General features: G+C 42.5%; 16 protein-coding genes. 12 read left to right on the top strand and 4 right to left on the bottom strand.

The genetic code is table 11. The annotated features are described in order from the left end of the window. Positions 1–246 precede the first annotated feature (246 nt). The 4 genes from ACFX4H_RS19390 to rlmN all read left to right on the top strand — a co-directional run bounded on the left by ACFX4H_RS19390 (position 247) and on the right by rlmN (position 3,794). Positions 247–1,467 carry a S1C family serine protease gene (locus tag ACFX4H_RS19390; RefSeq protein WP_377436045.1) on the top strand — a complete coding sequence of 407 codons (1,221 nt, stop codon included), beginning with the start codon at positions 247–249 and terminating at the stop codon, positions 1,465–1,467. A 175-nt stretch (positions 1,468–1,642) separates the two neighbouring features. Next, positions 1,643–1,804, top strand: coding sequence for a CxxH/CxxC protein (locus ACFX4H_RS19395; protein ID WP_065310847.1), 162 nt, complete (start codon positions 1,643–1,645; stop codon positions 1,802–1,804). Positions 1,805–2,165: 361 nt separating this feature from the next. Then, complete coding sequence (gene rlmH, locus ACFX4H_RS19400) at positions 2,166–2,645, top strand: 23S rRNA (pseudouridine(1915)-N(3))-methyltransferase RlmH (RefSeq protein WP_034316119.1); 480 nt, start codon at positions 2,166–2,168, stop codon at positions 2,643–2,645. An 81-nt stretch (positions 2,646–2,726) separates the two neighbouring features. Further along, complete coding sequence (rlmN, locus tag ACFX4H_RS19405) at positions 2,727–3,794, top strand: dual-specificity RNA methyltransferase RlmN (RefSeq protein ID WP_377436046.1); 1,068 nt, start codon at positions 2,727–2,729, stop codon at positions 3,792–3,794. Between the two features lie 59 nt (positions 3,795–3,853). Here rlmN and ACFX4H_RS19410 read toward each other — a convergent pair whose 3' ends face one another. Beyond that, entirely contained in the window at positions 3,854–4,186 is a 333-nt protein-coding gene (locus ACFX4H_RS19410) for a heme oxygenase (protein WP_057278265.1), read from the bottom strand. Between the two features lie 294 nt (positions 4,187–4,480). Between ACFX4H_RS19410 and ACFX4H_RS19415 the strand changes: the two genes are divergently transcribed. Together ACFX4H_RS19415 and ACFX4H_RS19420 are read left to right on the top strand one after the other, a co-directional pair. Then, on the top strand, positions 4,481–5,929 hold the full coding sequence (locus ACFX4H_RS19415) for a DEAD/DEAH box helicase (protein ID WP_377436047.1): 1,449 nt from the start codon (positions 4,481–4,483) through the stop codon (positions 5,927–5,929). 483 nt (positions 5,930–6,412) lie between these two features. Beyond that, the gene (locus tag ACFX4H_RS19420; protein WP_328138557.1) at positions 6,413–8,482 is read left to right on the top strand and encodes a catalase; all 2,070 of its coding nucleotides are present in this window, start codon (positions 6,413–6,415) and stop codon (positions 8,480–8,482) included. A gap of 63 nt (positions 8,483–8,545) precedes the next feature. Here the strand turns inward: ACFX4H_RS19420 and pepT are convergent, their stop codons facing one another. The 3 genes from pepT to ACFX4H_RS19435 form a co-directional block, all read right to left on the bottom strand. Continuing rightward, positions 8,546–9,781 (bottom strand): peptidase T, encoded by a 1,236-nt coding sequence (gene pepT, locus ACFX4H_RS19425; protein ID WP_377436048.1) that lies wholly within the window; start codon positions 9,779–9,781, stop codon positions 8,546–8,548. A gap of 143 nt (positions 9,782–9,924) precedes the next feature. After that, the gene (locus tag ACFX4H_RS19430; protein ID WP_063589602.1) at positions 9,925–11,388 is read right to left on the bottom strand and encodes an alpha-amylase; all 1,464 of its coding nucleotides are present in this window, start codon (positions 11,386–11,388) and stop codon (positions 9,925–9,927) included. Positions 11,389–11,885: 497 nt separating this feature from the next. Further along, on the bottom strand, positions 11,886–12,086 hold the full coding sequence (locus tag ACFX4H_RS19435; RefSeq protein WP_377436049.1) for a hypothetical protein: 201 nt from the start codon (positions 12,084–12,086) through the stop codon (positions 11,886–11,888). A 187-nt stretch (positions 12,087–12,273) separates the two neighbouring features. Here ACFX4H_RS19435 and ACFX4H_RS19440 point away from each other — a divergent pair, with 187 nt between their 5' ends. The 6 genes from ACFX4H_RS19440 to ACFX4H_RS19465 are packed head-to-tail and all read left to right on the top strand — an operon-like array spanning position 12,274 to position 20,657. After that, positions 12,274–13,626 carry an aspartate aminotransferase family protein gene (locus ACFX4H_RS19440; RefSeq protein WP_377436050.1) on the top strand — a complete coding sequence of 451 codons (1,353 nt, stop codon included), beginning with the start codon at positions 12,274–12,276 and terminating at the stop codon, positions 13,624–13,626. Between the two features lie 7 nt (positions 13,627–13,633). Next, positions 13,634–15,142, top strand: a complete 1,509-nt coding sequence (locus ACFX4H_RS19445; protein WP_377436051.1) for a pyridoxal phosphate-dependent decarboxylase family protein — start codon at positions 13,634–13,636, stop codon at positions 15,140–15,142. A 2-nt stretch (positions 15,143–15,144) separates the two neighbouring features. Beyond that, positions 15,145–16,947 (top strand): IucA/IucC family protein, encoded by a 1,803-nt coding sequence (locus ACFX4H_RS19450; RefSeq protein WP_377436052.1) that lies wholly within the window; start codon positions 15,145–15,147, stop codon positions 16,945–16,947. Next, the gene (locus ACFX4H_RS19455; RefSeq protein ID WP_237752197.1) at positions 16,937–17,521 is read left to right on the top strand and encodes a GNAT family N-acetyltransferase; all 585 of its coding nucleotides are present in this window, start codon (positions 16,937–16,939) and stop codon (positions 17,519–17,521) included. The genes ACFX4H_RS19450 and ACFX4H_RS19455 overlap by 11 nt, the downstream gene beginning before the upstream one ends. Next, the gene (locus tag ACFX4H_RS19460; RefSeq protein WP_377436053.1) at positions 17,496–18,824 is read left to right on the top strand and encodes a lysine N(6)-hydroxylase/L-ornithine N(5)-oxygenase family protein; all 1,329 of its coding nucleotides are present in this window, start codon (positions 17,496–17,498) and stop codon (positions 18,822–18,824) included. The genes ACFX4H_RS19455 and ACFX4H_RS19460 overlap by 26 nt, the downstream gene beginning before the upstream one ends. A 21-nt stretch (positions 18,825–18,845) precedes the next feature. Next, complete coding sequence (locus tag ACFX4H_RS19465; protein ID WP_377436054.1) at positions 18,846–20,657, top strand: IucA/IucC family protein; 1,812 nt, start codon at positions 18,846–18,848, stop codon at positions 20,655–20,657. The last annotated feature ends 104 nt before the right edge of the window (positions 20,658–20,761 follow it).

A 20,761-nucleotide genomic window follows, 5' to 3' on the forward strand; every position in this document is an offset into this window, starting at 1 on the left:
TGTTCATTCCTTTTTTATTTTTAAAAAATTTCGATTCGTAAGTTACGAATCGGATTAAAAGGGGTATCGTTTGGTTAGAACTGTATAGGTAAAAGGAAAAGGGCTGATACTAGTCAATTTTATGTTGCCCCTTAAATTAAGCATGCATTTTTTTAGAAAAATTTCGGTAATTGAGTATAATTGAGGGAGGATACCAAACAATAGAATTGCTATAATACATTCCTAAAATGAGAGGATGGGGCGGTCTTGGGTTATTATGATCAGAATGATGAGAACCAAAATAAACGGAAAAAAAGCCATACGAGCTATTTTCTAGCAGGCTTGGGGGGCGCCATCATCGGGGCCTTACTTATTTTATTAGCCTTTCCGGGAAGCGGACTGTTAAATAACGATGAAAAAGAAACTACAACGGAAAAATCAACGGAGAGAAGGACCACGGAGCAGTCCCAGCAAAACCTTACTCTTGATGTAACAAGTGCCGTCACCAATGCCGTTGACAAAGCCAGCGACGCAGTGGTCGGCATCACTAACATTCAGGAAACGAACTTCTGGGGTCAAGGGAGCAACGCCGAGGACAGTTCGGCAGAAGCCGGAACTGGATCTGGAGTCGTCTACAAGAAAGATGGCGGCAAGGCCTATATCGTCACGAATAATCACGTCATTGAAGGAGCTAATGAACTTGAAGTGACATTAAGTGATGGCACTAAATTGCCAGCTGAACTACAAGGCAGTGACCCATGGACTGATTTAGCTGTCATTGTCGTTAATGGTGAAAAAGTCAAAACCATTGCTGAATTCGGAAACTCCGGCAAATTGAAACCTGGTGAGCCCGTCATTGCCATTGGTAATCCATTAGGCCTTCAATTCTCCGGGTCGATCACACAAGGGATCATCTCCGGTTTGGAGCGCACGATAGAGGTGGATATCAACGAGGACGGACAAGTGGATTGGAATGCGGAGGTCATCCAGACCGATGCGGCGATTAATCCAGGTAACAGCGGAGGGGCACTCGTTAATATGTCAGGGCAGGTCATCGGAATAAATTCGATGAAGATTGCAGAAAATGCAGTGGAAGGAATCGGTCTTTCCATTCCGATCGATTCAGTAATCCCGATTATTAATGATATAGAGGAATTTGGTGAAGTGAAACGTGCTTTCTTGGGTGTTAACCTGGCATCTGTAGAAGAAATTTCCCAATATCATCAACAAAATACATTAAAGCTGCCAAGGAAAGTTACTTCAGGCGTTGCAATAACAGGCGTTCAAAGCAATTCTCCAGCATCAAAAGCAGGATTGAAGGAATTTGACGTCGTAGTTGGAATGGATAATGAAAAAATCCATGATGTCGTGGAATTAAGAAAATACCTTTACAATGAAAAACAAGTCGGTGATAAAGTTAAAATCATTTATTACCGTGACGGAAAGAAAGAAACAACGGAAGTCACGCTTTCAAGCAGCGAAATTTAAAGCACAAAAGGACAGGGGGCAAAAATGCCTCCTGTCCTTTCTATTTCCTTGCGCTTTTCTTATTTTTTGTTACGATTACCTGTGGATATATAGTGAAATTAAAGATCTCAAGTGACTTGTGGATAATTGGGAATGGAAGTACTGGGAATAATGAATGGGAAAGGAGATATGTAAGATGAAATTATATTGCTGTCAGGAACACGTGGACATGGCGCTGGATGAAGTGGTATACGAATGTGAAACCTATCCTGTTTTAACGCTTGTTCCCGAAGAAAATCAGTTATCAACAACCTGTGAATATTGTCGAAACGTGGCAATATATCTAGTAGGGAACTAATATTCCCATACAAGATGTGGATAGATTTTGTGGATATGTGGATAACTTTTGTGGATAACATGTTTGTAACCTGTTCTTAACATTTTCCGAAGATTAATCCGGCGGGTGGAATGGTTTAGATTCAAGCATTTGTTATACGAATAATCAAGATAATTGTTCGGATTGGAACTAAGTCCAGCCGAATTTCTTCAATAATGAAAGTTACCGTTGCCGCTTTCAGGGGGCAGCGGTTTTTATTTTAAAAGCATAAAAAATTGGAAAGGATATGCTTGTTTTGCTTATAGGTCACTGTAAGGTATGATAATAGGTAGGCAAATCCAACAATTGATAGTAAAAACATAATGAAAGCTAGAGGATATATATGAAAATAACGATTATTACTGTTGGCAAGCTAAAGGAAAAATACTTAAAGCAAGGAATTGCTGAATATACAAAAAGGTTAAGCGCCTATGCTAATATAGAACTTGTCGAAGTACCGGATGAAAAGGCTCCGGAGAACCTGAGTACAGCGGACATGGACATTGTAAAGCAAAAGGAGGGTGAACGAATCCTGGCAAAAGTCAGCCCGGACACCTACGTAATAACGCTTGAGATCAATGGAAAACAGCTTACCTCAGAACAGCTGGCCACTCATATGGATCAGCTCGCCACCTATGGAAAGAGCAAAATTGCCTTTATTATTGGCGGGTCGCTTGGACTTGGCACCGAGGTGTTATCAAGAAGCGATTATGCCCTTTCCTTCTCGAAAATGACCTTTCCGCATCAATTAATGAAATTGGTTCTTGTGGAGCAAATATATCGGGCTTTTCGGATAAATAGAAATGAACCATATCATAAATGATAGAGACTGATCCCGGGGGAGTTCCCCTTAATGTAATGGGTTAAAGTATTAAATCTTACTGTAATGAAAAGAGGGTAACGAATGAATAAAGAGTCCATTTATGGTTTAACATTCGAACAATTGACAGTGTGGCTTTCGGACCATGGCCATAAAAAATTCAGAGCTTCCCAAGTCTGGGAGTGGCTTTATAGAACACGTGTGACGAGTTTCTCTGAAATGACGGATGTTAATAAAGAGTGCATAAAATTACTTGAAGAGCACTTTGTCATCCAGACTTTGACTGAGCACGTCAAGCAAGAAGCAGCGGATGGCACGATCAAGTTTCTGTTTAAATTACAGGATGGCAACCTTATCGAAACGGTCATGATGAGACATAAATATGGAATTTCGGTTTGTGTCACCACCCAAGTGGGCTGTAATATTGGCTGCAGTTTCTGTGCAAGTGGATTATTGGCCAAAAGCCGTGATTTATCCAGCGGGGAGATAGTGGAACAAATCATGAACGTCCAACTGCATCTTGATAAATTGGAACAAGGTGATGTTGTAAGCCATGTTGTTGTAATGGGTATTGGCGAACCGTTCGATAACTTCGAAAATATGTTAGACTTTTTGAAAGTGCTCATGGACCATAAGGGTCTTGCTATCGCGGGCAGGCGCATTACTGTTTCGACAAGCGGTCTTGCCCATAAAATCTATGAATTCACAGATACTCAATTACAGGTGAATCTGGCCATCTCATTGCATGCGCCGAATAATGAGCTCAGGACAAGAATCATGAAGATAAACCGAGGCATCCCGATAGAAAAATTGATGAAATCTCTTGATTATTATTTAGAGAAAACGAATAGGAGAATTACGATCGAATATATCCTATTGAAAGATGTCAATGACCATCAAGAAGAAGCCGAGCAACTTGCCGATCTTCTTGATGACAAAAAACATCGTCTTTATGTCAACCTGATCCCATATAATCCTGTAGATGAGCATAGCCAATACCAAAGAAGTGACAAAGAGTCCGTTCTCTCGTTTTATGATACGCTGAAAAAGAGAGGCATCAATTGTAAAATCCGCCAAGAACATGGAACGGATATTGATGCAGCTTGCGGTCAGCTTAGAAGTAAACAAATCAAAAAAGCCGAAGCTAAGTAAATTCATTAAAAAACAAAAAGAGGACGCATATTTTGCGGCCTCTTTTTTGTGTGATTTCATTATTTAGCTATTTCCTTTACCGAGGCGACTTCATACGTTGTAAGCTCGCTGCCTAGAATTGGAGATTCTTTTTTTGCTTCACCGGAACCTGGTTCAGGCCGTTTATGTGCAGCTTTGAATGCATCGCTATTTCTCCAAGCCGTAAAGTTATCAAGGTTTTCCCAGTACATATTAACGCTAAGCTCATCGTGATCCGTCAAATTCTGCGTTAATAATACTTCAACTTTTACGAAGCCTTCCATCGTATCAAGTGGACCTGGTGCAGTAAATCCTGGGGCCATGACTGCACCCATCCCTTTTTTGACTCTGATTCTATTCGTTACGATTATCATAATGAGTCCTCCTTTTGGCCATCGGTTTGGAATATACACCCTTTATTTCCGCAATTTCATACATATTTTAGCATATTGAAAGAAGCAGGGTCCATTTTGATTAACTCCAATCATGTGGGCCCTGAAGACATTGTTTCAATGAAGACGGACGTTTCATTATATTGAAATAGAACTATTGAATTTGGATATTACAAGGTTTATTGGTGCATATCGCGTATAATAGAACTCTGTATAAGGAAATTACGATTATGGGAACAATAAAGCAACATACTAAACAACAAAAGAGGCTGTTATATGAATGAATTGAGTTTTACTGACTATACATTAAGCGATGAAATTGTTAGGGCATTAGAAAGCTTGGGATATCAACATCCAACCGAAGTACAGCGCGAAGTGATTCCAGTGGCGCTGAAAAAGCGGGATCTTGTCGTTAAATCGCAAACAGGAAGCGGCAAGACCGCTTCATTCGGCATACCGATCTGCGAAATGGTCGATTGGGAAGAGAATAAGCCTCAGGCGCTTATTTTAACACCGACACGTGAGCTCGCCGTGCAGGTAAAAGAGGATATTACGAATATTGGCAGATTTAAGAGGATAAAGGCTACTGCAGTTTATGGAAAACATCCATTCGCACTGCAAAAAGCGGAATTGAAACAAAAAAGCCATGTAGTCGTCGGAACCCCGGGTCGTGTTCTGGATCATATCGAGAAAGGGACATTTGCCTTGGAACGCTTAACTCATTTAGTTATTGATGAAGCGGATGAAATGCTGAATATGGGCTTCATCGAACAAGTGGAAGCCATTATTAAGGAGCTTCCGAAAGATAGAGTAACCATGCTGTTCTCTGCTACATTACCTGAGAGTATAAAAAAACTATGCAAGCAATATATGAAGGATCCTTTGGATATTGAAATCAAAGCAAAGGGTTTAACGACGGAGAAAATTGAACATGCCCTTATAGAAGTGAAAGAAGATGACAAGTTTTCCCTGCTTAGAGACGTAACCATCACGGAAAACCCCGATAGCTGCATCATTTTTTGCCGGACGAAAGATAGGGTGGACCAAGTATGTGAACAGCTGCTGGAACTGGAATATCCGTGTGACATGATTCACGGCGGCATGCTTCAGGAAGATCGCCTTGCAGTGATGAATGAATTCAGAAGAGGTGAATTCCGCTATTTGGTTGCAACAGATGTTGCTGCCCGTGGAATTGATATCGACAATATAACCCATGTAATTAACTATGACCTGCCATTGGAAAAGGAAAGTTACGTACATCGAACGGGAAGAACGGGCCGTGCCGGTAAAAAAGGAAAAGCCATTACTTTTGTGACGCCGTACGAAGACAAATTCCTTACCGAGATCCAAGGATATATCGGTTTTGAAGTCCCTAAGATGACTGCTCCATCTAAAGAGGAAGTTTCCAATAAAAAAACGGAATTCGAAGCCAAACTGGAAGCCCGTCCAAAAATCAAAAAAGATAAAAGTGAACAATTGAATAAACAAATCATGAAGCTGTATTTTAATGGCGGCAAGAAAAAGAAACTCAGGGCTGTGGATTTTGTCGGAACCATCGCAAAGATTGATGGAGTGAATGCAGAGGACATCGGGATCATAACGATCCAGGATAATGTTTCTTATGTGGAAATATTGAATGAAAAAGGACCGCTTGTCTTGAAAGTGATGAAAAATACGAAAGTGAAAGGCAAGCTTTTGAAGGTTTCAGAGGCCTTTAAGAACTAAAGATGTCGAATGAAAGAAGCGGGAAGACCGAAAATCGGTCTTCCGCTTCTTTTTTATATGACTTGGGACAGGAATTTTTCGACCCATACACAGATGATTCGACCTCCCCCGAAATAATCCGTCCTTACTGAAATAGTAGTTTTTTTGTTTATGAGGAGGTTAAGATTCTTTCTCTAAATTCTGTTTATCCATTAAAACAGAGTGGTATATGAAGAAGGATTACGCGATTATTTCGAAACAATAAATACATCTGTTTGTAGAAAAAAGGGTTTATCTAATTTTAAAACAAAGTTGATTGGAACGTTAGGTGCGGGACTCCTGCGGGAAAAGCGAGTCCAGGGGAGACCCCGCAGGCGCAAAGGCGCCGAGGAGGCTCACGGACCGCCCGCCGACAGTGAGTGCCTGGAGTGGAAGTCAACGATCCTGTAGATAATAAACAACGCGATTTAATCTGAATTCTTAGACATGGAGGGATTGAGTGGGATGACGAAAGCAAATGAAAGCGGAAGAATCGATGGGCAAAGTAAGCAGCGGCAGTTGGATCAATATCGAGTGGACGATAATGGGAAAAAGATGACGACTAACCAAGGTTTGCGTGTTTCTGAGGATGAGCATTCTTTGAAAGCGGGAACCCGTGGTCCAACTTTGATGGAGGATTTTCATTTTCGTGAAAAAATGACTCATTTTGACCATGAGCGTATTCCTGAGCGGATTGTCCATGCGCGTGGATCAGGGGCACATGGATATTTTCAGGTATATGAACCGATGACCGAATATACAAAAGCCAAGTTTCTTCAAGACCCTTCAGTCAAGACACCAGTATTCGTTCGTTACTCCACGGTGGCAGGTTCCCGCGGATCGGCAGACTCGGTCCGTGATGTAAGAGGATTTTCCACAAAGTTTTATACGGAGGAAGGAAACTATGATTTGGTGGGAAATAATATTCCGGTATTTTTTATCCAGGACGCCATTAAGTTCCCGGATCTAATTCATGCGGTTAAACCGGAGCCTCATAACGAAATACCTCAGGCCGCATCTGCTCATGATACGTTTTGGGATTTCGTCGCCAACAATGAAGAAACGGCACATATGGTCATGTGGCATCTATCTGATAGGGCCATACCGAGAAGTTTCCGGATGATGGAAGGGTTTGGTGTTCATACATTCCGTTTTGTAAATGAACAAGGCGTGGCCCATTTCGTTAAATTCCATTGGAAGCCTGTACTGGGAGTTAAATCCCTTGTCTGGGATGAGGCACAGAAAATTGCAGGGAAGAATCCTGATTTTCACCGCCAAGATTTGTGGGAAGCGATAGATACCGGGAATTATCCTGAATTTGAATTTGGCGTCCAAATGATTAAGGAGGAAGATGAATTCAAATTCGACTTTGATATCCTTGATCCTACTAAACTATGGCCGGAAGAACAAATCCCGGTTAAAATAATCGGAAAAATGGTTTTGAATCAAAATACGGATAACTTTTTTGCAGAGACGGAACAGATAGCTTTCCATCCGGGGCATGTTGTACCGGGTATTGATTTTTCAAATGATCCGCTGCTTCAGGGACGTTTATTCTCATACACCGATACCCAGCTATCCAGATTGGGAGGACCGAACTTCCATGAGCTACCGATTAATAGGACGGTTGCCCCCGTTCATAATAATCAGCGCGATGGCATGCACCGGATGTCAATAAATCCAGGGCCGGTCAGCTACCACAAAAATTCCCTTGCAGGCAACTCTCCTGAACCTGCTTCGGAAGGGGAAGGCGGCTATGCACATTACCAGGAAAAGGTTGATGGCAGGAAGGTCCGGCAGCGCAGTGAAAGCTTCAAGGATCATTACAGCCAGGCTAAATTATTTTGGAATAGCATGACGGAAGTGGAGAAGGAGCATATTATTCAGGCCTTCCACTTTGAAGTGGGAAAAGTGAAAAGTAAGGATGTTCAGCAGCAAATTGTCGAGATGTTCAGCAATGTGGATGTTGAACTGGCCAAAACGATTGCCATGGGAGTGGGCGTGAATCCTCCAGCCAACAAAAGTGAGGTTCAAATGGACTTGGCTTCTCCGGCTTTAAGCCAGGAGCAAATGAAAGTGAACACGGCCGCAACAAGAAAAGTGGCAATCTTGGCTGCAGATGGTTTCAACGGTTCAGAGGTTAATCAAGTCTTGGAATCATTTAAATCGGCAGGTATAACGGCTGAATTCATCAGTCATAATCGTGGAGTGGTTACAAGTTCTGAAGGACAGCAGGTCGAGGTGAACCAGACATTCCTGACAGCCGATTCGGTACTTTTCGATGCTGTATATGTAGCAGGGGGGCAGGAGAGTGTCGATGCTTTAATGGCATCCAAGGAACCCATTTACTTTGTTGATGAAGCCTACAATCATTTCAAAGCGATTGGTGCGGGAAGAGAAGGAGCCATGATCTTATCGAAAGCAGGCATCGTTTCCAATGATCCAGCTTCAGGCATTGTAGCTATTACGGATAAAAATAGCGGTTCTGCCTTTATCGAGGCAATTGCCAAGCACCGTCACTGGAAACGCGCTTAATATTATTGAAAACCCCCAGACTTGAAGTCTGGGGGTTTATTTCAATAGATATTTCGTATCAAGCTACTTTGCTTTTTCTTCAAAAAGTGATGCAATGCCAACGATCACTTTAGTGGACAGTATCATATTATCAACGGAAATAAACTCATATTTTCCATGAAAGTTCTCCCCGCCCGTAAAGATGTTGGGTGTTGGCAGGCCCATATACGATAATTGAGATCCGTCCGTACCACCGCGTATTGGCGAGACTTTCGGTTTTATATTGAGTTTCTCCATTGCTTCATGGGCGATATCCACGATTTCCTTCACGGGCTCAATTTTTTCCTTCATGTTGAAGTATTGATCGTGTAATTCGAGCTGGATTCGGTTTTGCCCATATTTTTCTTTCAAATCTTCGATTACTTTTGTTATATATTCCTTGCGTTCATTGAATTTTTGGCGGTCGAAATCCCTGATGATGTAAGAAAGCTTGGTCTCTTCCACATCACCATGAAAGGAAAGCAGGTGAAAAAATCCTTCGTAACCCTCCGTATATTCCGGTGCTTCTGCCGCTGGGAGCTTATTATGGAATTCCATGGCGATTTTCGCCGAATTCACCATTTTCCCTTTAGCCGTTCCAGGATGAATATTCGTCCCTTTGATCAGGATTTTGGCCGATGCTGCATTGAAGCTCTCATATTCAAGTTCTCCAAGCGGGCCACCGTCCACGGTGTAGGCAAATTGGGCATCAAAGGCATCTACATCAAACTTATGGGGTCCCCTGCCGATTTCCTCATCGGGAGTAAAAGCAACACGGATTTTTCCATGCTTGATTTCCGGATGCTGGATCAAATAATCCATGGCAGTCATGATTTCGGCAATTCCAGCCTTATTATCTGCTCCCAACAGGGTTGTCCCATCCGTTGCAATCAAGGTATGCCCTATATAGTTCTTAAGCGAAGGAAAATCATCAGGTGAAAGAATGACATCCAGTTTTTCATGTAGAGTAAGATCTTTGCCATCATAGTTGTCAACGATTTGCGGTTTTACATCTTTTCCAGTGAAATCCGTTGCTGTATCGACATGGGCCAAGAAACCGATTGTCGGGACATCCTTATTTGAATTGGCTGGCAAGGTTGCCATGACATAGCCGTTCGGATCAATAGTCACTTCCTTCATCCCAATGGATTGAAGTTCCTTGACCAATGCATTTGCCAATGTCAGCTGTCCGGGTGTAGAGGGGCATGAGGGATTTTCCTCATTTGATTGGGTATCCACTTTCACATAAGAAGTGAATCTTTCAATGATTTCATTTTTCACTTTTCCTTCAACTCCTTTCGCCCTTATCTTACCATGATTAATTAAAATGGAAAAATTATCTTTATTTGAAATCCTCAAGGGCGGTGTCATCAGCAAAGAACGGCATATCTGAAAGCGACATGCCGTTCTTTGATATCCCCTTTTTAGAGTGGATTATTCAAGGCCCATACGGATACGCTTTTCCCATGAACGGGGAAGGTCGCGAAACCATCTTCTTCAATGGTAATGTGGTCATCTTTATGACAAGTTAAATCAATCCAGATTTCACCAGCACGATGTTCACCGACGAACATCCTTTTTTCACTGTTGTGATCTCCATTGGAGATAATGACGGCACACCCCGAGCCTTCTAGCTCTTCAACTCCGTGCCGGACCCATCCTATCGTATTTGGATCATCAAAGTAGTCGGTCTGTTCTCCGTAAGCTTTTTCATACCTGGCATATAGTAGGCGATCCAGGATATCCTTTTTCCCAGGCACGGGAGAAGGTCCGCCGATTCCATAATAGTCCCCGTAAAAGACACAAGGATAACCGCAAAGTCTAAGCAGGGTAAGTGCATATGCCGATGGTTTGAACCAGTCCTTTACCCAAGATTCCAGTGATTCATGAGGCTGGGAGTCATGGTTGTCGACAAAAGTGACGGCCTGTGCCGGATTGGTTTGGACGAGGGTATCATCAAAGATGGTTGAGAGGTCGAAGTCAGCTCCTGCTTTTGAGGCCTCATGAAATTTATAATGCAGGGAAACATCGAACAAGTTGAGGTCATGATTGGTTTGCTCTAAGTAAGTTTGACAAGCTTTAACATCCGCCTTCCAAAATTCGCCGACCATGAAGAAATGTTCCTTTGTATAAGGAATGAGTTCTTGGAGAAATTCATTGATGAATTCATAATCGATATGCTTAACGGCGTCCAAACGAAAACCATCACACTTTAACGTATCAACCATCCATTTTCCCCAGCGAATCATTTCCTGACGAACTTCCGGCAGGCTGTAATCGATGTTGGCAAACATTAAATAATCATAGTTTCCGAATTCATCAATGACATGCTGATTCCAGTGCTTATTTTCGCCTGTGATTCGAAATACACCCATTTTGTCGTTCTCGGCATCATAGTCTGTACCGTTAAAATGGGTATGGTTCCACTTAAAGTCAGAGTATTTATTTTTACGGCCCGGGAAATCGAATTTTGTCCAGCCTTCCATTTCAAATGGTTCTGAGATATCTTCCATCCGGTTGTCTGGATTGACTTCAATCACTTCAAATTTTTCGGTTCCATCAGCTCCTGCTTTATGGTTCATGACTAAATCGATATAAACGCAAAGTCCGTAGTTATGGCAAGTGGCTATTGCTTGCAGCAATTCATCTTTGGTCCCGTATTTGGTACGAACTGTTCCTTTTTGGTCAAATTCCCCCAAATCGTAACCGTCATATATTCCATATCCATTATCCCCAACGGATTGCCCTTTGGTAACTGGCGGAAGCCAAACGCAATCAATTCCTATATCCTTCAACTTAGAGGCTGCGTATTTCAATCTGTCCCAATGAGAACCATCTGCCTCAAGATGCCACTCAAAAAATTGCATCATCGTATGATTTCTTTTCATCCGTTTCCCCCCTGACACCGACCCGATTTTAACAAAAGTGAAACTGTACGATCGGATAAAGTAATAATGAAAATCTTTACCCCCTAAATTCAAATGATAAACAAGTGAATAACCCTCTTGAGTGAGGTTCATTCACCCCTCTATTTTACTATTTTATACCAAATAAGGATATTTTATATTGGTTAGCAGCTAAAAATAATTCAAATGTGTAGGAATAACCGGGAAAAGTCTAGACGCCCATTCAATAATTTTGGGGGAGTGGGTGGATATCAATCGTTCCTTTCCACTGCGGCCGCTCGCTTTCCGCGGGCGGTCCGGGAGCCTCCTCGGCTCTTTGCGCCTGTGGGGTCTCCCATGTACGCGTATCTCCCGCAGTAGTCTCGCACCCTCCGTTTCAATCCACTTCGTTATGAAATTTAGTAGAATCTCTTTTGCCTATAAAATAAGGCACCCCGAATATTTTGGGATGGCTTGTTCATATTGGAAGGGTATCGCCCTTATCCTTTTTTACCTCTTCGTCTAAAGAAGTGGGCGAAAGCCATTGCACCTAATAATAAGATTAGGAGCATGGAAGATAGAATGATCATATCTTTTGAGGAGCTGCTGTTACCTGCCCCCTTTTGGCCCATGTTCCCGTTTATACCAGGAGGTGCACCATTCGCTCCGCCGCCCATACTGCTTTCTGTCTTGGCTTCCACAAACTTTTTTATATTTAATAGATAAATAGAGAATAGGCCCCATTTTTAACCTTTTCTTAATTTTATTGGAATTTACTAGAAGAAAAATGAGTGGATTTACTCATTGAGAACAATTATCATTATCAGTAAAATAAGGTTCATGATAATGATAATTATTCTCAATTAATTCAATACATGGAGGTTCACTATGATAACGAACACGCTCACAAAAAATGACCAACTACTGGAACAACAAAATACAAGGGAATCAAATGCCCGGTCTTATCCTAGAAGATTACCCATGGCGATTGATCAGGCGGAGGGAATTTACCTGACAGACATGGATGGGAAACAATATATCGATTTTCTTGCCGGGGCTGGAACATTAGCGCTCGGACACAATCATCCGGCAGTGCTTGAAGCAATGGAAAAAGTTCTTAAGGATAAACGTCCTTTACATACATTGGACTTTACGACGCCGATCAAAGAACAATTCGTCGATGAAATTTTTGAATGCCTGCCAGAGGAATTCAGAAAAAATGCAAAAATTCAATTCTGCGGACCTACTGGCGGAGATGCCATCGAGGCAGCACTTAAACTGGTTAAGACAGCGACAGGCAACAGAAGCATTTTATCTTTCCAGGGAGCTTACCACGGGGCAACGCATGCAACGATGTCAATTAGCGGCAATACAAAACCAAAGGAAAAAATCCAAGGGTTAATGCCAGATGTGCAATTTCTGCCGTATCCCTATCAATATCGGTGTCCCTTCGGAGTAGGCGGAGAAGAAAGCCATAAAATCAGCAGCCAGTATATCGAAAATCTATTGAATGATCCCGAATCAGGATTATTGGCACCTGCAGGGATGATTTTGGAGGCAGTACAAGGCGAGGGAGGTTCCATTCCAGCTCCAATTCCATGGCTTAAGGAAATCAGGAGAATAACGAAAGAGAAGGGCATTCCGCTTATTATCGACGAAGTTCAATCAGGTATCGGCCGTACAGGGAAGATGTTTGCCTTTGAACATGCAGGTATTGTCCCGGACGTTCTTGTCCTATCCAAAGCAATAGGCGGAAGTCTTCCATTATCGGTGGTGATTTATAACAAAGAGCTGGACCTATGGTCACCAGGTGCACATATCGGTACGTTCCGCGGAAATCAAATGGCGATGGCAGCAGGAACAGCGACTTTAAAATACATGAAAGAGACGAATCTTGTGGAGCATGCCGCTAAAATGGGAGAAATCTTAAAGGATATTCTTAAAGATTTGCAAAAAGATATTAAGCAAATCGGCGATGTCAGGGGCCGGGGATTAATGGTCGGTGTAGAAATGATCAATCATGAAGAACCGCAAAATGCGAATGGAAGCCATCCTGCTGATTCGCAACTTGCCAGTGCCATTCAACAGGAATGTTTTCAAAGAGGGTTGATTCTGGAAGTTGGCGGCAGACATGGAAGTGTAGTGAGGTTCCTGCCTCCATTGATCGTAACGGAATCCCAGCTTCGCGAAGCCACTGCAATTTTTGAACAAGCTGTTCGTGCAGCAGTTGCAAGAGGGTGAATGATCAATGATCGAAATGATAAATAAAACGGATTTTGCATATTCTCGGATTTTCTTGAATAACGAAGAAGGCTTCAACAACTACAGCCAGTCATTGAAAATCATTGAAAAAAGGCTGACAGACTTTTTAAAAGGGAACGATTCACCATACTCTGGGAAAAAACCGTATGAAATCGAAGCAAGATTAAACGAGCTATCCCTTGCTTCTCCAAAAGGGAAGACAATGGAAGCTGTAGCGGATGAGCTGGCGGAGTTTGTTATTAATGACAGCATCAATGTACACAGCCCCGCTTGTATCGGACATTTGCATTGCCCGACATTAATACCTGCCGTGGCTGCCGAAATGATTATCGGCACGTTGAATCAATCCATGGATTCATGGGACCAAAGCTCTGCTGCCACCTTCGTTGAAGAGCGTTTAATAGATTGGCTGTGCAGCCAGGTGGGGTTACCTGAACAAGCGGATGGGATTTTCACAAGCGGTGGAACCCAATCCAATTATATGGGACTGCTATTGGCGAGGGACGCTTATTGCAAGCGTTTCTGGGGTGTGGATGTTCAGCAGCAAGGTTTGCCAGTCGAGGCGAAAAAATTGCGGATCCTATGCTCCGAGGCTGCCCACTTTACGGTCCGTAAATCAGCGGCACAGCTGGGGCTTGGTGAACAGTCTGTAGTCACGATTAAAACGGATTCAAACCACCGTCTGTCCATGGATGAATTAAATCATCAAATGTCGATTTTAGAGGAACAGGGTTTACTGCCATTTGCCATCGTTGCAACTTGTGGAACAACGGATTTCGGTTCAATCGATCCTTTACATGAATTGTCCGAAGCGGCAAGGAAAAATGGGATATGGCTGCATGTGGACGCCGCATATGGAGGCGCGATGATTTTAAGTAAGGATTACAAAGAGTTAATCAGCGGAATTGAACGGGCCGACTCGATTACGGTTGATTTTCACAAATTATTCTATCAACCCATCAGTTGTGGTGCTTTTCTTGTCTCTGACAGCAACTCATTTCAATATATCCAGCATCACGCCGATTACTTGAATCCACAGGAAGATGAAGCCGAGGGCATGGTTCATTTAGTCAATAAATCGGTTCAAACGACGAGAAGGTTCGACGCATTGAAGCTCTGGATGTCATTGAAGGTCGTTGGACTGGATACCTTTGCCGAAATGATCGACTATACTTGTCATCTTGCACGTAAAGTGGCAGCGAAGATTGATAAGGAGGAAGGATTCACAGTATTAAATAAAGAACCCGAATTGAATGCGGTTGTATTCCGTTATAATCCCGAGGGAGAAAGTGATCAGTTAGTCAATCTATTAAATAAACAGATTCAGCAGGAGTTACTGAAAAGCGGACGGGCATTTTTAGCAAAAACGCGTTTTGACGGACAGGTATATTTAAAAATGACACTATTGAATCCAATGACAAGCCTTGAACACATAGAGGGAATTTTAGATGAAATCCGAGTATTAGGTGAAATGTTCAAGATAATGGAGGAATGAAGATGAATGGTAAGCAAATAGCTGAAAGGGCAACGATGCAAAGCTTTCTGAATTGTTATTTCCGGGAAACCGGAAATTACAATTTAGAAGAAACGAAAAACTGGCCAAACTTAGATGGGGCCATCCGGGATTCATTAGTGGTCAGTAAGCTCATGTCCCAAGATATTGCAATGCTTGTTCCGCTGAAATATTGGTCGGAAACGGGGCGTCATATTTTCAACTTCCCGATTTACTATCAAACGGCATCCAAGCAAGTACTTGAATTAGATTACGTGACAATGGTCTCGATCGTTTCTAAAGAATTATTGAATGAACAGGGCCGGACGGATAGTGAAGATGAATTGATGCTGCGTGTCATCCTTAGCAGCCAAAACATTCAACGGTATGTGGAAGCGAGGACGGAAGACGCTGATGCCCTTCAAAGTCCTGATTTCACCTACATCGAAGCAGAGCAGTCACTTTTATTCGGACATCTGTTCCATCCGACACCGAAAAGCAAGCAAGGCATTTCGGCAAAAGATGAATGGATCTATTCTCCTGAATTAAAAGGGGAGTTCCAGCTGCACTACTTCCTGGCAGAACCTTCGATCGTCATCCAGGATTCCAGTGAAGGCCGATCGGCAAGTGAAATCATTAAACAGGAATTAGCCGGTGACTTGGAGATTTCCAGTGAATTTCGTGACACGTATTGCCAAAAGGAAAGCCCATACATCATTATCCCGGCACACCCGCTCCAGGCAAAAGCCCTTATCGAAAAAGAGGAGGTCAAGAGGCTGATCGAGCAAGGGACACTAGTTTATGCAGGACCGCTTGGGAAAAAATTCACGGCCACCTCTTCATTTAGAACGGTATATAGTGCCACATCGAGATATATGTACAAATTTTCCGTTCCGGTAAAAATCACGAATTCTTTACGTGCAAATCTGCAAAAAGAATTAGATCGTGGTGTCGAAATTGCAAAATTAATAGATTCTAAAGTGGGCGACGATCTAAAAGAACGGCACCCCTCCTTCCGTATCATCAAGGACCCTGCTTACTTAACGATTAAAACGACCGAGCAAGAATCGGGATTCGATGTTGATATCCGGGAAAATCCTTTTTATGAAAACGATAAACAAGCAAGCCTGATTGCCGGCTTATGTCAGGATAATGCCTATGGTGCACCATCAAGGCTTGGAGCGATCATCCGGAAATTATCAGCTGATGAAGACCGCAGTACCGAAGTAGTAAGTGAGGATTGGTTCAAAACCTATCTGTCAATGACATTGAAACCGATGCTTTGGCTATTTGAAGAGTATGGAATCGTTTTGGAAGCCCATCAACAAAATTCCATCATTCAGCTTCAAGATGGGTATCCAGCCGCTTTTTATTATCGTGATAATCAAGGGTATTACTATTGTGAGTCCAAAGTGGACAGGCTGCAGAAAATCATGCCGGAACTAAGTGAAAAAAGCTTCACGATTTGTTCTGATGAAGTCGCTGAAGAAAGACTGCAATACTATTTCTTTTTTAATCACTTATTAGGCTTAATCAATAATTTTGGAACGGAAGGATTAGTATCGGAAAACAAACTGTTACAGCTCGTTCAGGAACAACTGGAAACATACAGCAGGGATAGCGAAGATGAAGGGTTGAATCGAGTTGTTTCAAAGTTGCTTCATGCCCGTGAATTAACTTGTAAGGCTAATTTACTGACACGATTCCATGATATGGATGAGCTTGTTGGTTCACTCGAGACACAATCCGTTTATACAACGATTGATAATCCGTTCGCGCAGGGGGTCATGGCCGTCCATGAAAAATAGTTATGAGGAAATGCTCAAGGACTGCAATAAACAGCTTTCATTTGTCAAAGTTGAATTTGAGAGGGATTTGGATACACTGCATGAATGGATGCATGAAGATCATGTGATACCCTACTGGAATTTGAATTTCACAAAAGAAAAATTCGCTGTTCATTTAAAAAAGGCATTGGCTGATACACACCAAACACTTTATTTAGGCTGTCTGGACTCCATTCCCATGAGCTATTGGGAATCGTATTGGGTAAAAGGCGATATCATCGAAGATTATTATGAATCCGAAGAGGGAGATCAAGGCATTCATTTACTCATTGGTGATCCGGATTATCTAGGAAAAGGACTGGCTTTGCCGTTTTTACGGGCAATGGTGAAATTCCAACTACTTACTTCAACCACAAACAAAGTGATGGCTGAACCGGATATCAGGAATGCAAAGATGATTCATTTATTTGAAAAATGCGGGTTTACCCCAATTAAAGAGATAGAACTCCCTGACAAAACAGCATTGCTTATGTCATGCACACGGGGGAATTTCGAGAGGAAGTGGAACTATGGAAAAGCAACAATCTATCTATGATCTGGTAGGGGTAGGGATTGGTCCTTTTAACCTTGGACTTGCGGCCCTTTTGGAGAAAACCCCGGAGTTGAATGCCGTCTTTTTTGAGAAAAAGGGGGAATTTAATTGGCATGAAGGGATGCTGCTGGAAGGGACAACGCTGCAAGTGCCGTTCTTTGCCGATCTGGTCAGCATGGCAGATGTGACAAGCCCATATAGCTACCTGAATTATTTACAGCAGCATGATCGGCTTTATCATTTCTACTTCCTTGAAAAATTCCTGATTCCACGAAAAGAATATAACGACTATTGCCGCTGGGCTGCCCATCAACTTGATAGCTGCCGTTTTGGCAAAGCGGTCGAGGCGGTTGAATATATAGGAAATCAAGGTGAACCCTGCTATCAAATCAGTGTAAGGGATGCACAAACACAAAAGATCGAAGTCTATTATAGCCGCCATGTAGTCATGGGAATTGGCAGTTCCCCGACTGTTCCATCGGCCTTTCAGCCATATATGGGAGAGAGCATCCTGCATTCGGCCGAATATTTACGGAATAAAGAAAACATCTTAAAGAAAAAATCCGTAACGGTTGTCGGATCTGGACAGAGTGCAGCCGAGGTCTTTCTGGATTTGCTTAATGAGCAGGAGAAATATGGCTACCAGCTAAACTGGTATACAAGATCCAAGGGGTTTTTCCCTATGGAATATTCAAAACTTGGATTGGAATACTTCACTCCGGATTACCTTGATTTCTTTTATCGGCTGCCGCAGGAAAAGAAGGATGAAATCCTGCCGAAACAGGATTTATTGTATAAAGGGATCAGCGCTACGACCATTGCAGCAATTTTTGACAAGATGTATGAGAAATCGATTGGAAATGCCGAACTTGCCATTGAACTTCGGGCCATGACGGAAGTTGCGGCAGTTACCCCCGCCGAAAATGGCTGGCAATTGAAATGCCGACAGTGGGTTGAAGATAGCGAATTTGACGTGGACACAGAGGCGATTGTTTTTGGGACGGGCTATAAATCAACCCTTCCGGCATTCCTTGAAACCATGGAGGACCATTTAGTCCGCGATGACTTGGGGCGTCTTGCAATAACGAAAGACTATAAGGTAGGAACGGCCATCTCTACACCGAATCACCTATTTATTCAAAATGGCGAGATACATACACATGGTGTGGGTGCTCCGGATCTAGGTCTGGGGGCATTCCGAAATTCGATTATCATCAATCAATTGGCAGGTAAAGAAGTTTATCCATCGAAGCCAAAGGGTGCATTTCAGTCATTCCGTGTAAAAAAACCCGTCATGGCTTACTGAAAAAGGGAAGGGGAGAATTATATGCAGTTCATAAATGAAGTGGAACAGGCAGTTTCAGAAAAAAATTGGTCGATAGTAAACCAAAACCTGCTAGCCAAGATGATTTCTGAGTATATGTATGAGGATATGATCCATCCAGCTGCCCTGAACGAAAACGCAGCAGCAAATCTATATGAGTTAAAGATAAATGAGGGGAAATCTTATCGATTTTTAGCGTCGCCCCGTCTTTTTGACAGCTATGAAGTACAGGCCGAGTCAATCCAGGTATGTGAAACGGAAGGCATTACACAGGCCAAAGATGCTATTCAATTCATTTTGGACATCCAGCCGTTAATTGGAATGACTGCAGAAACAACAGGACATTTAATCAAAGAATTCCATCATACGCTGCTTGCGGATCTCCAATTGCTATCCAAACCTGAACAAGATGCGGATGATTTAGTCGAACTGGATTATGCATTACTTGAAGGAGAAATGAGCGGTCACCCTTGGATTGCTTATAACAAGGGAAGAATCGGTTTTGGTTATGATGATTATTTGAAGTTCGCCCCAGAAAACCAGAAGGAAGTTCAGTTATCCTGGATTGCCGTTCATAAAAAGAGGGGGGAGTTCAATTCAGTCGAAACGTTATCCTATAAGCAATTGATGGAGAATGAACTGGATGGGGAAACCCAAAAATCATTTGCAAAGACATTGACAGAAAAAGGGCTGAACGCAGAAAACTATTACTACCTCCCAGTTCATGAATGGCAGTGGAAGAATGTAATCATCCAGAACTTTACCGATGACTTGGCTAAAGGGCTGATCGTAGCTTTGGGAAATGGTCCTGATAAATATTTGCCGCAACAATCCATCCGGACATTTGTTAATGTATCGAATAAGGATAAACACCACGTCAAGCTGCCGATGAGCATTTTAAATACGCTAGTCTACCGTGGATTGCCAGCTGAACGCACGGTCATTGCCCCAAAAATCACAACGTATATAAAGAACATTTATGAAAATGATTCATTCTTGAAAGAACAATGCAAAGTAGTGCTTCCTGGTGAAGTGGCCAGTTTAAATGTTGATCACCCGTATTATTCCAAGCTAGAGAATGTACCGTATCAATATTTGGAGATGCTGGGGGGGATTTGGAGAGAAAGCATTTACAGTTATATGGAAGAAGGCGAAATGCCCATTACGCTTGCATCCCTTTTACATGTCGACAGCAAAGGTAAACCATATGTGGAAAGTCTTATTGAAAAATCGGGATTGACTGCAGAAGCCTGGACAGCTCAATTATTTGACGTCCTCCTATCACCATTACTGCATTTCATCTATCAATATGGATTGGTCTTCTCGCCGCATGGTCAAAATACCATTTTAGTTTTGAAGGATTACAAACCTCACCGTTTGGCCATCAAGGATTTTGTAGATGATGTAAACGTAAGTGATCAGCCGCTTCCTGAATTAAGCAGCCTTCCTGATGATTTAAGGAAAGTACTAAGAAGTGAGACTCCGGAGGGGCTGGTTCAATTTATTTTTACGGGACTATTCATCTGTCATTTCCGATACTTGTCAACACTTCTGATGAAGAGGTCCCTTTTGGATGAGAATGCTTTTTGGGAAGGCGTCGCTCGAACAATCCTTACACATCAGAAAAAATTCCCTATGTTACAGGATCGTTTCGATACGTTCAATTTCTTTGCGCCAAAATTAACAAAGCTTTGCCTGAATAGAAATCGGATGCTTCAATATGGGTATAGCGATGGTGAAGACCGTCCGCATGCCTCTGAGTTTGGGCATGTGAATAATGCCCTTTATGAAAAGTTTCCTGCAAAAACGCTATAAAGTTAAACTGGCCCAGACTTTTGGGCCAGTTTTCTTATGGTTTTAACAATTTGACCGTTGATTTCCGCTCCAGGCACTCGCATTCCGCGGGCGGTCCGTGAGCC

The sequence above is a fragment of the Peribacillus sp. YIM B13477 genome (assembly GCF_042787955.1).
Lineage (GTDB): Bacteria > Bacillota > Bacilli > Bacillales > DSM-1321 > Peribacillus > Peribacillus frigoritolerans.

What these genes read in the sequence shown, in the direction of transcription:
- ACFX4H_RS19395 (WP_065310847.1), top strand. Translation starts at nt 1,643, where the DNA reads ATGAAATTATATTGCTGTCAGGAACACGTGGACATGGCGCTGGATGAA.
- rlmH (WP_034316119.1), top strand. Translation starts at nt 2,166, where the DNA reads ATGAAAATAACGATTATTACTGTTGGCAAGCTAAAGGAAAAATACTTA.
- rlmN (WP_377436046.1), top strand. Translation starts at nt 2,727, where the DNA reads ATGAATAAAGAGTCCATTTATGGTTTAACATTCGAACAATTGACAGTG.
- ACFX4H_RS19410 (WP_057278265.1), bottom strand. Translation starts at nt 4,186, where the DNA reads ATGATAATCGTAACGAATAGAATCAGAGTCAAAAAAGGGATGGGTGCA.
- ACFX4H_RS19415 (WP_377436047.1), top strand. Translation starts at nt 4,481, where the DNA reads ATGAATGAATTGAGTTTTACTGACTATACATTAAGCGATGAAATTGTT.
- ACFX4H_RS19420 (WP_328138557.1), top strand. Translation starts at nt 6,413, where the DNA reads ATGACGAAAGCAAATGAAAGCGGAAGAATCGATGGGCAAAGTAAGCAG.
- ACFX4H_RS19430 (WP_063589602.1), bottom strand. Translation starts at nt 11,388, where the DNA reads ATGAAAAGAAATCATACGATGATGCAATTTTTTGAGTGGCATCTTGAG.
- ACFX4H_RS19440 (WP_377436050.1), top strand. Translation starts at nt 12,274, where the DNA reads ATGATAACGAACACGCTCACAAAAAATGACCAACTACTGGAACAACAA.
- ACFX4H_RS19445 (WP_377436051.1), top strand. Translation starts at nt 13,634, where the DNA reads ATGATCGAAATGATAAATAAAACGGATTTTGCATATTCTCGGATTTTC.
- ACFX4H_RS19450 (WP_377436052.1), top strand. Translation starts at nt 15,145, where the DNA reads ATGAATGGTAAGCAAATAGCTGAAAGGGCAACGATGCAAAGCTTTCTG.
- ACFX4H_RS19455 (WP_237752197.1), top strand. Translation starts at nt 16,937, where the DNA reads ATGAAAAATAGTTATGAGGAAATGCTCAAGGACTGCAATAAACAGCTT.
- ACFX4H_RS19460 (WP_377436053.1), top strand. Translation starts at nt 17,496, where the DNA reads ATGGAAAAGCAACAATCTATCTATGATCTGGTAGGGGTAGGGATTGGT.
- ACFX4H_RS19465 (WP_377436054.1), top strand. Translation starts at nt 18,846, where the DNA reads ATGCAGTTCATAAATGAAGTGGAACAGGCAGTTTCAGAAAAAAATTGG.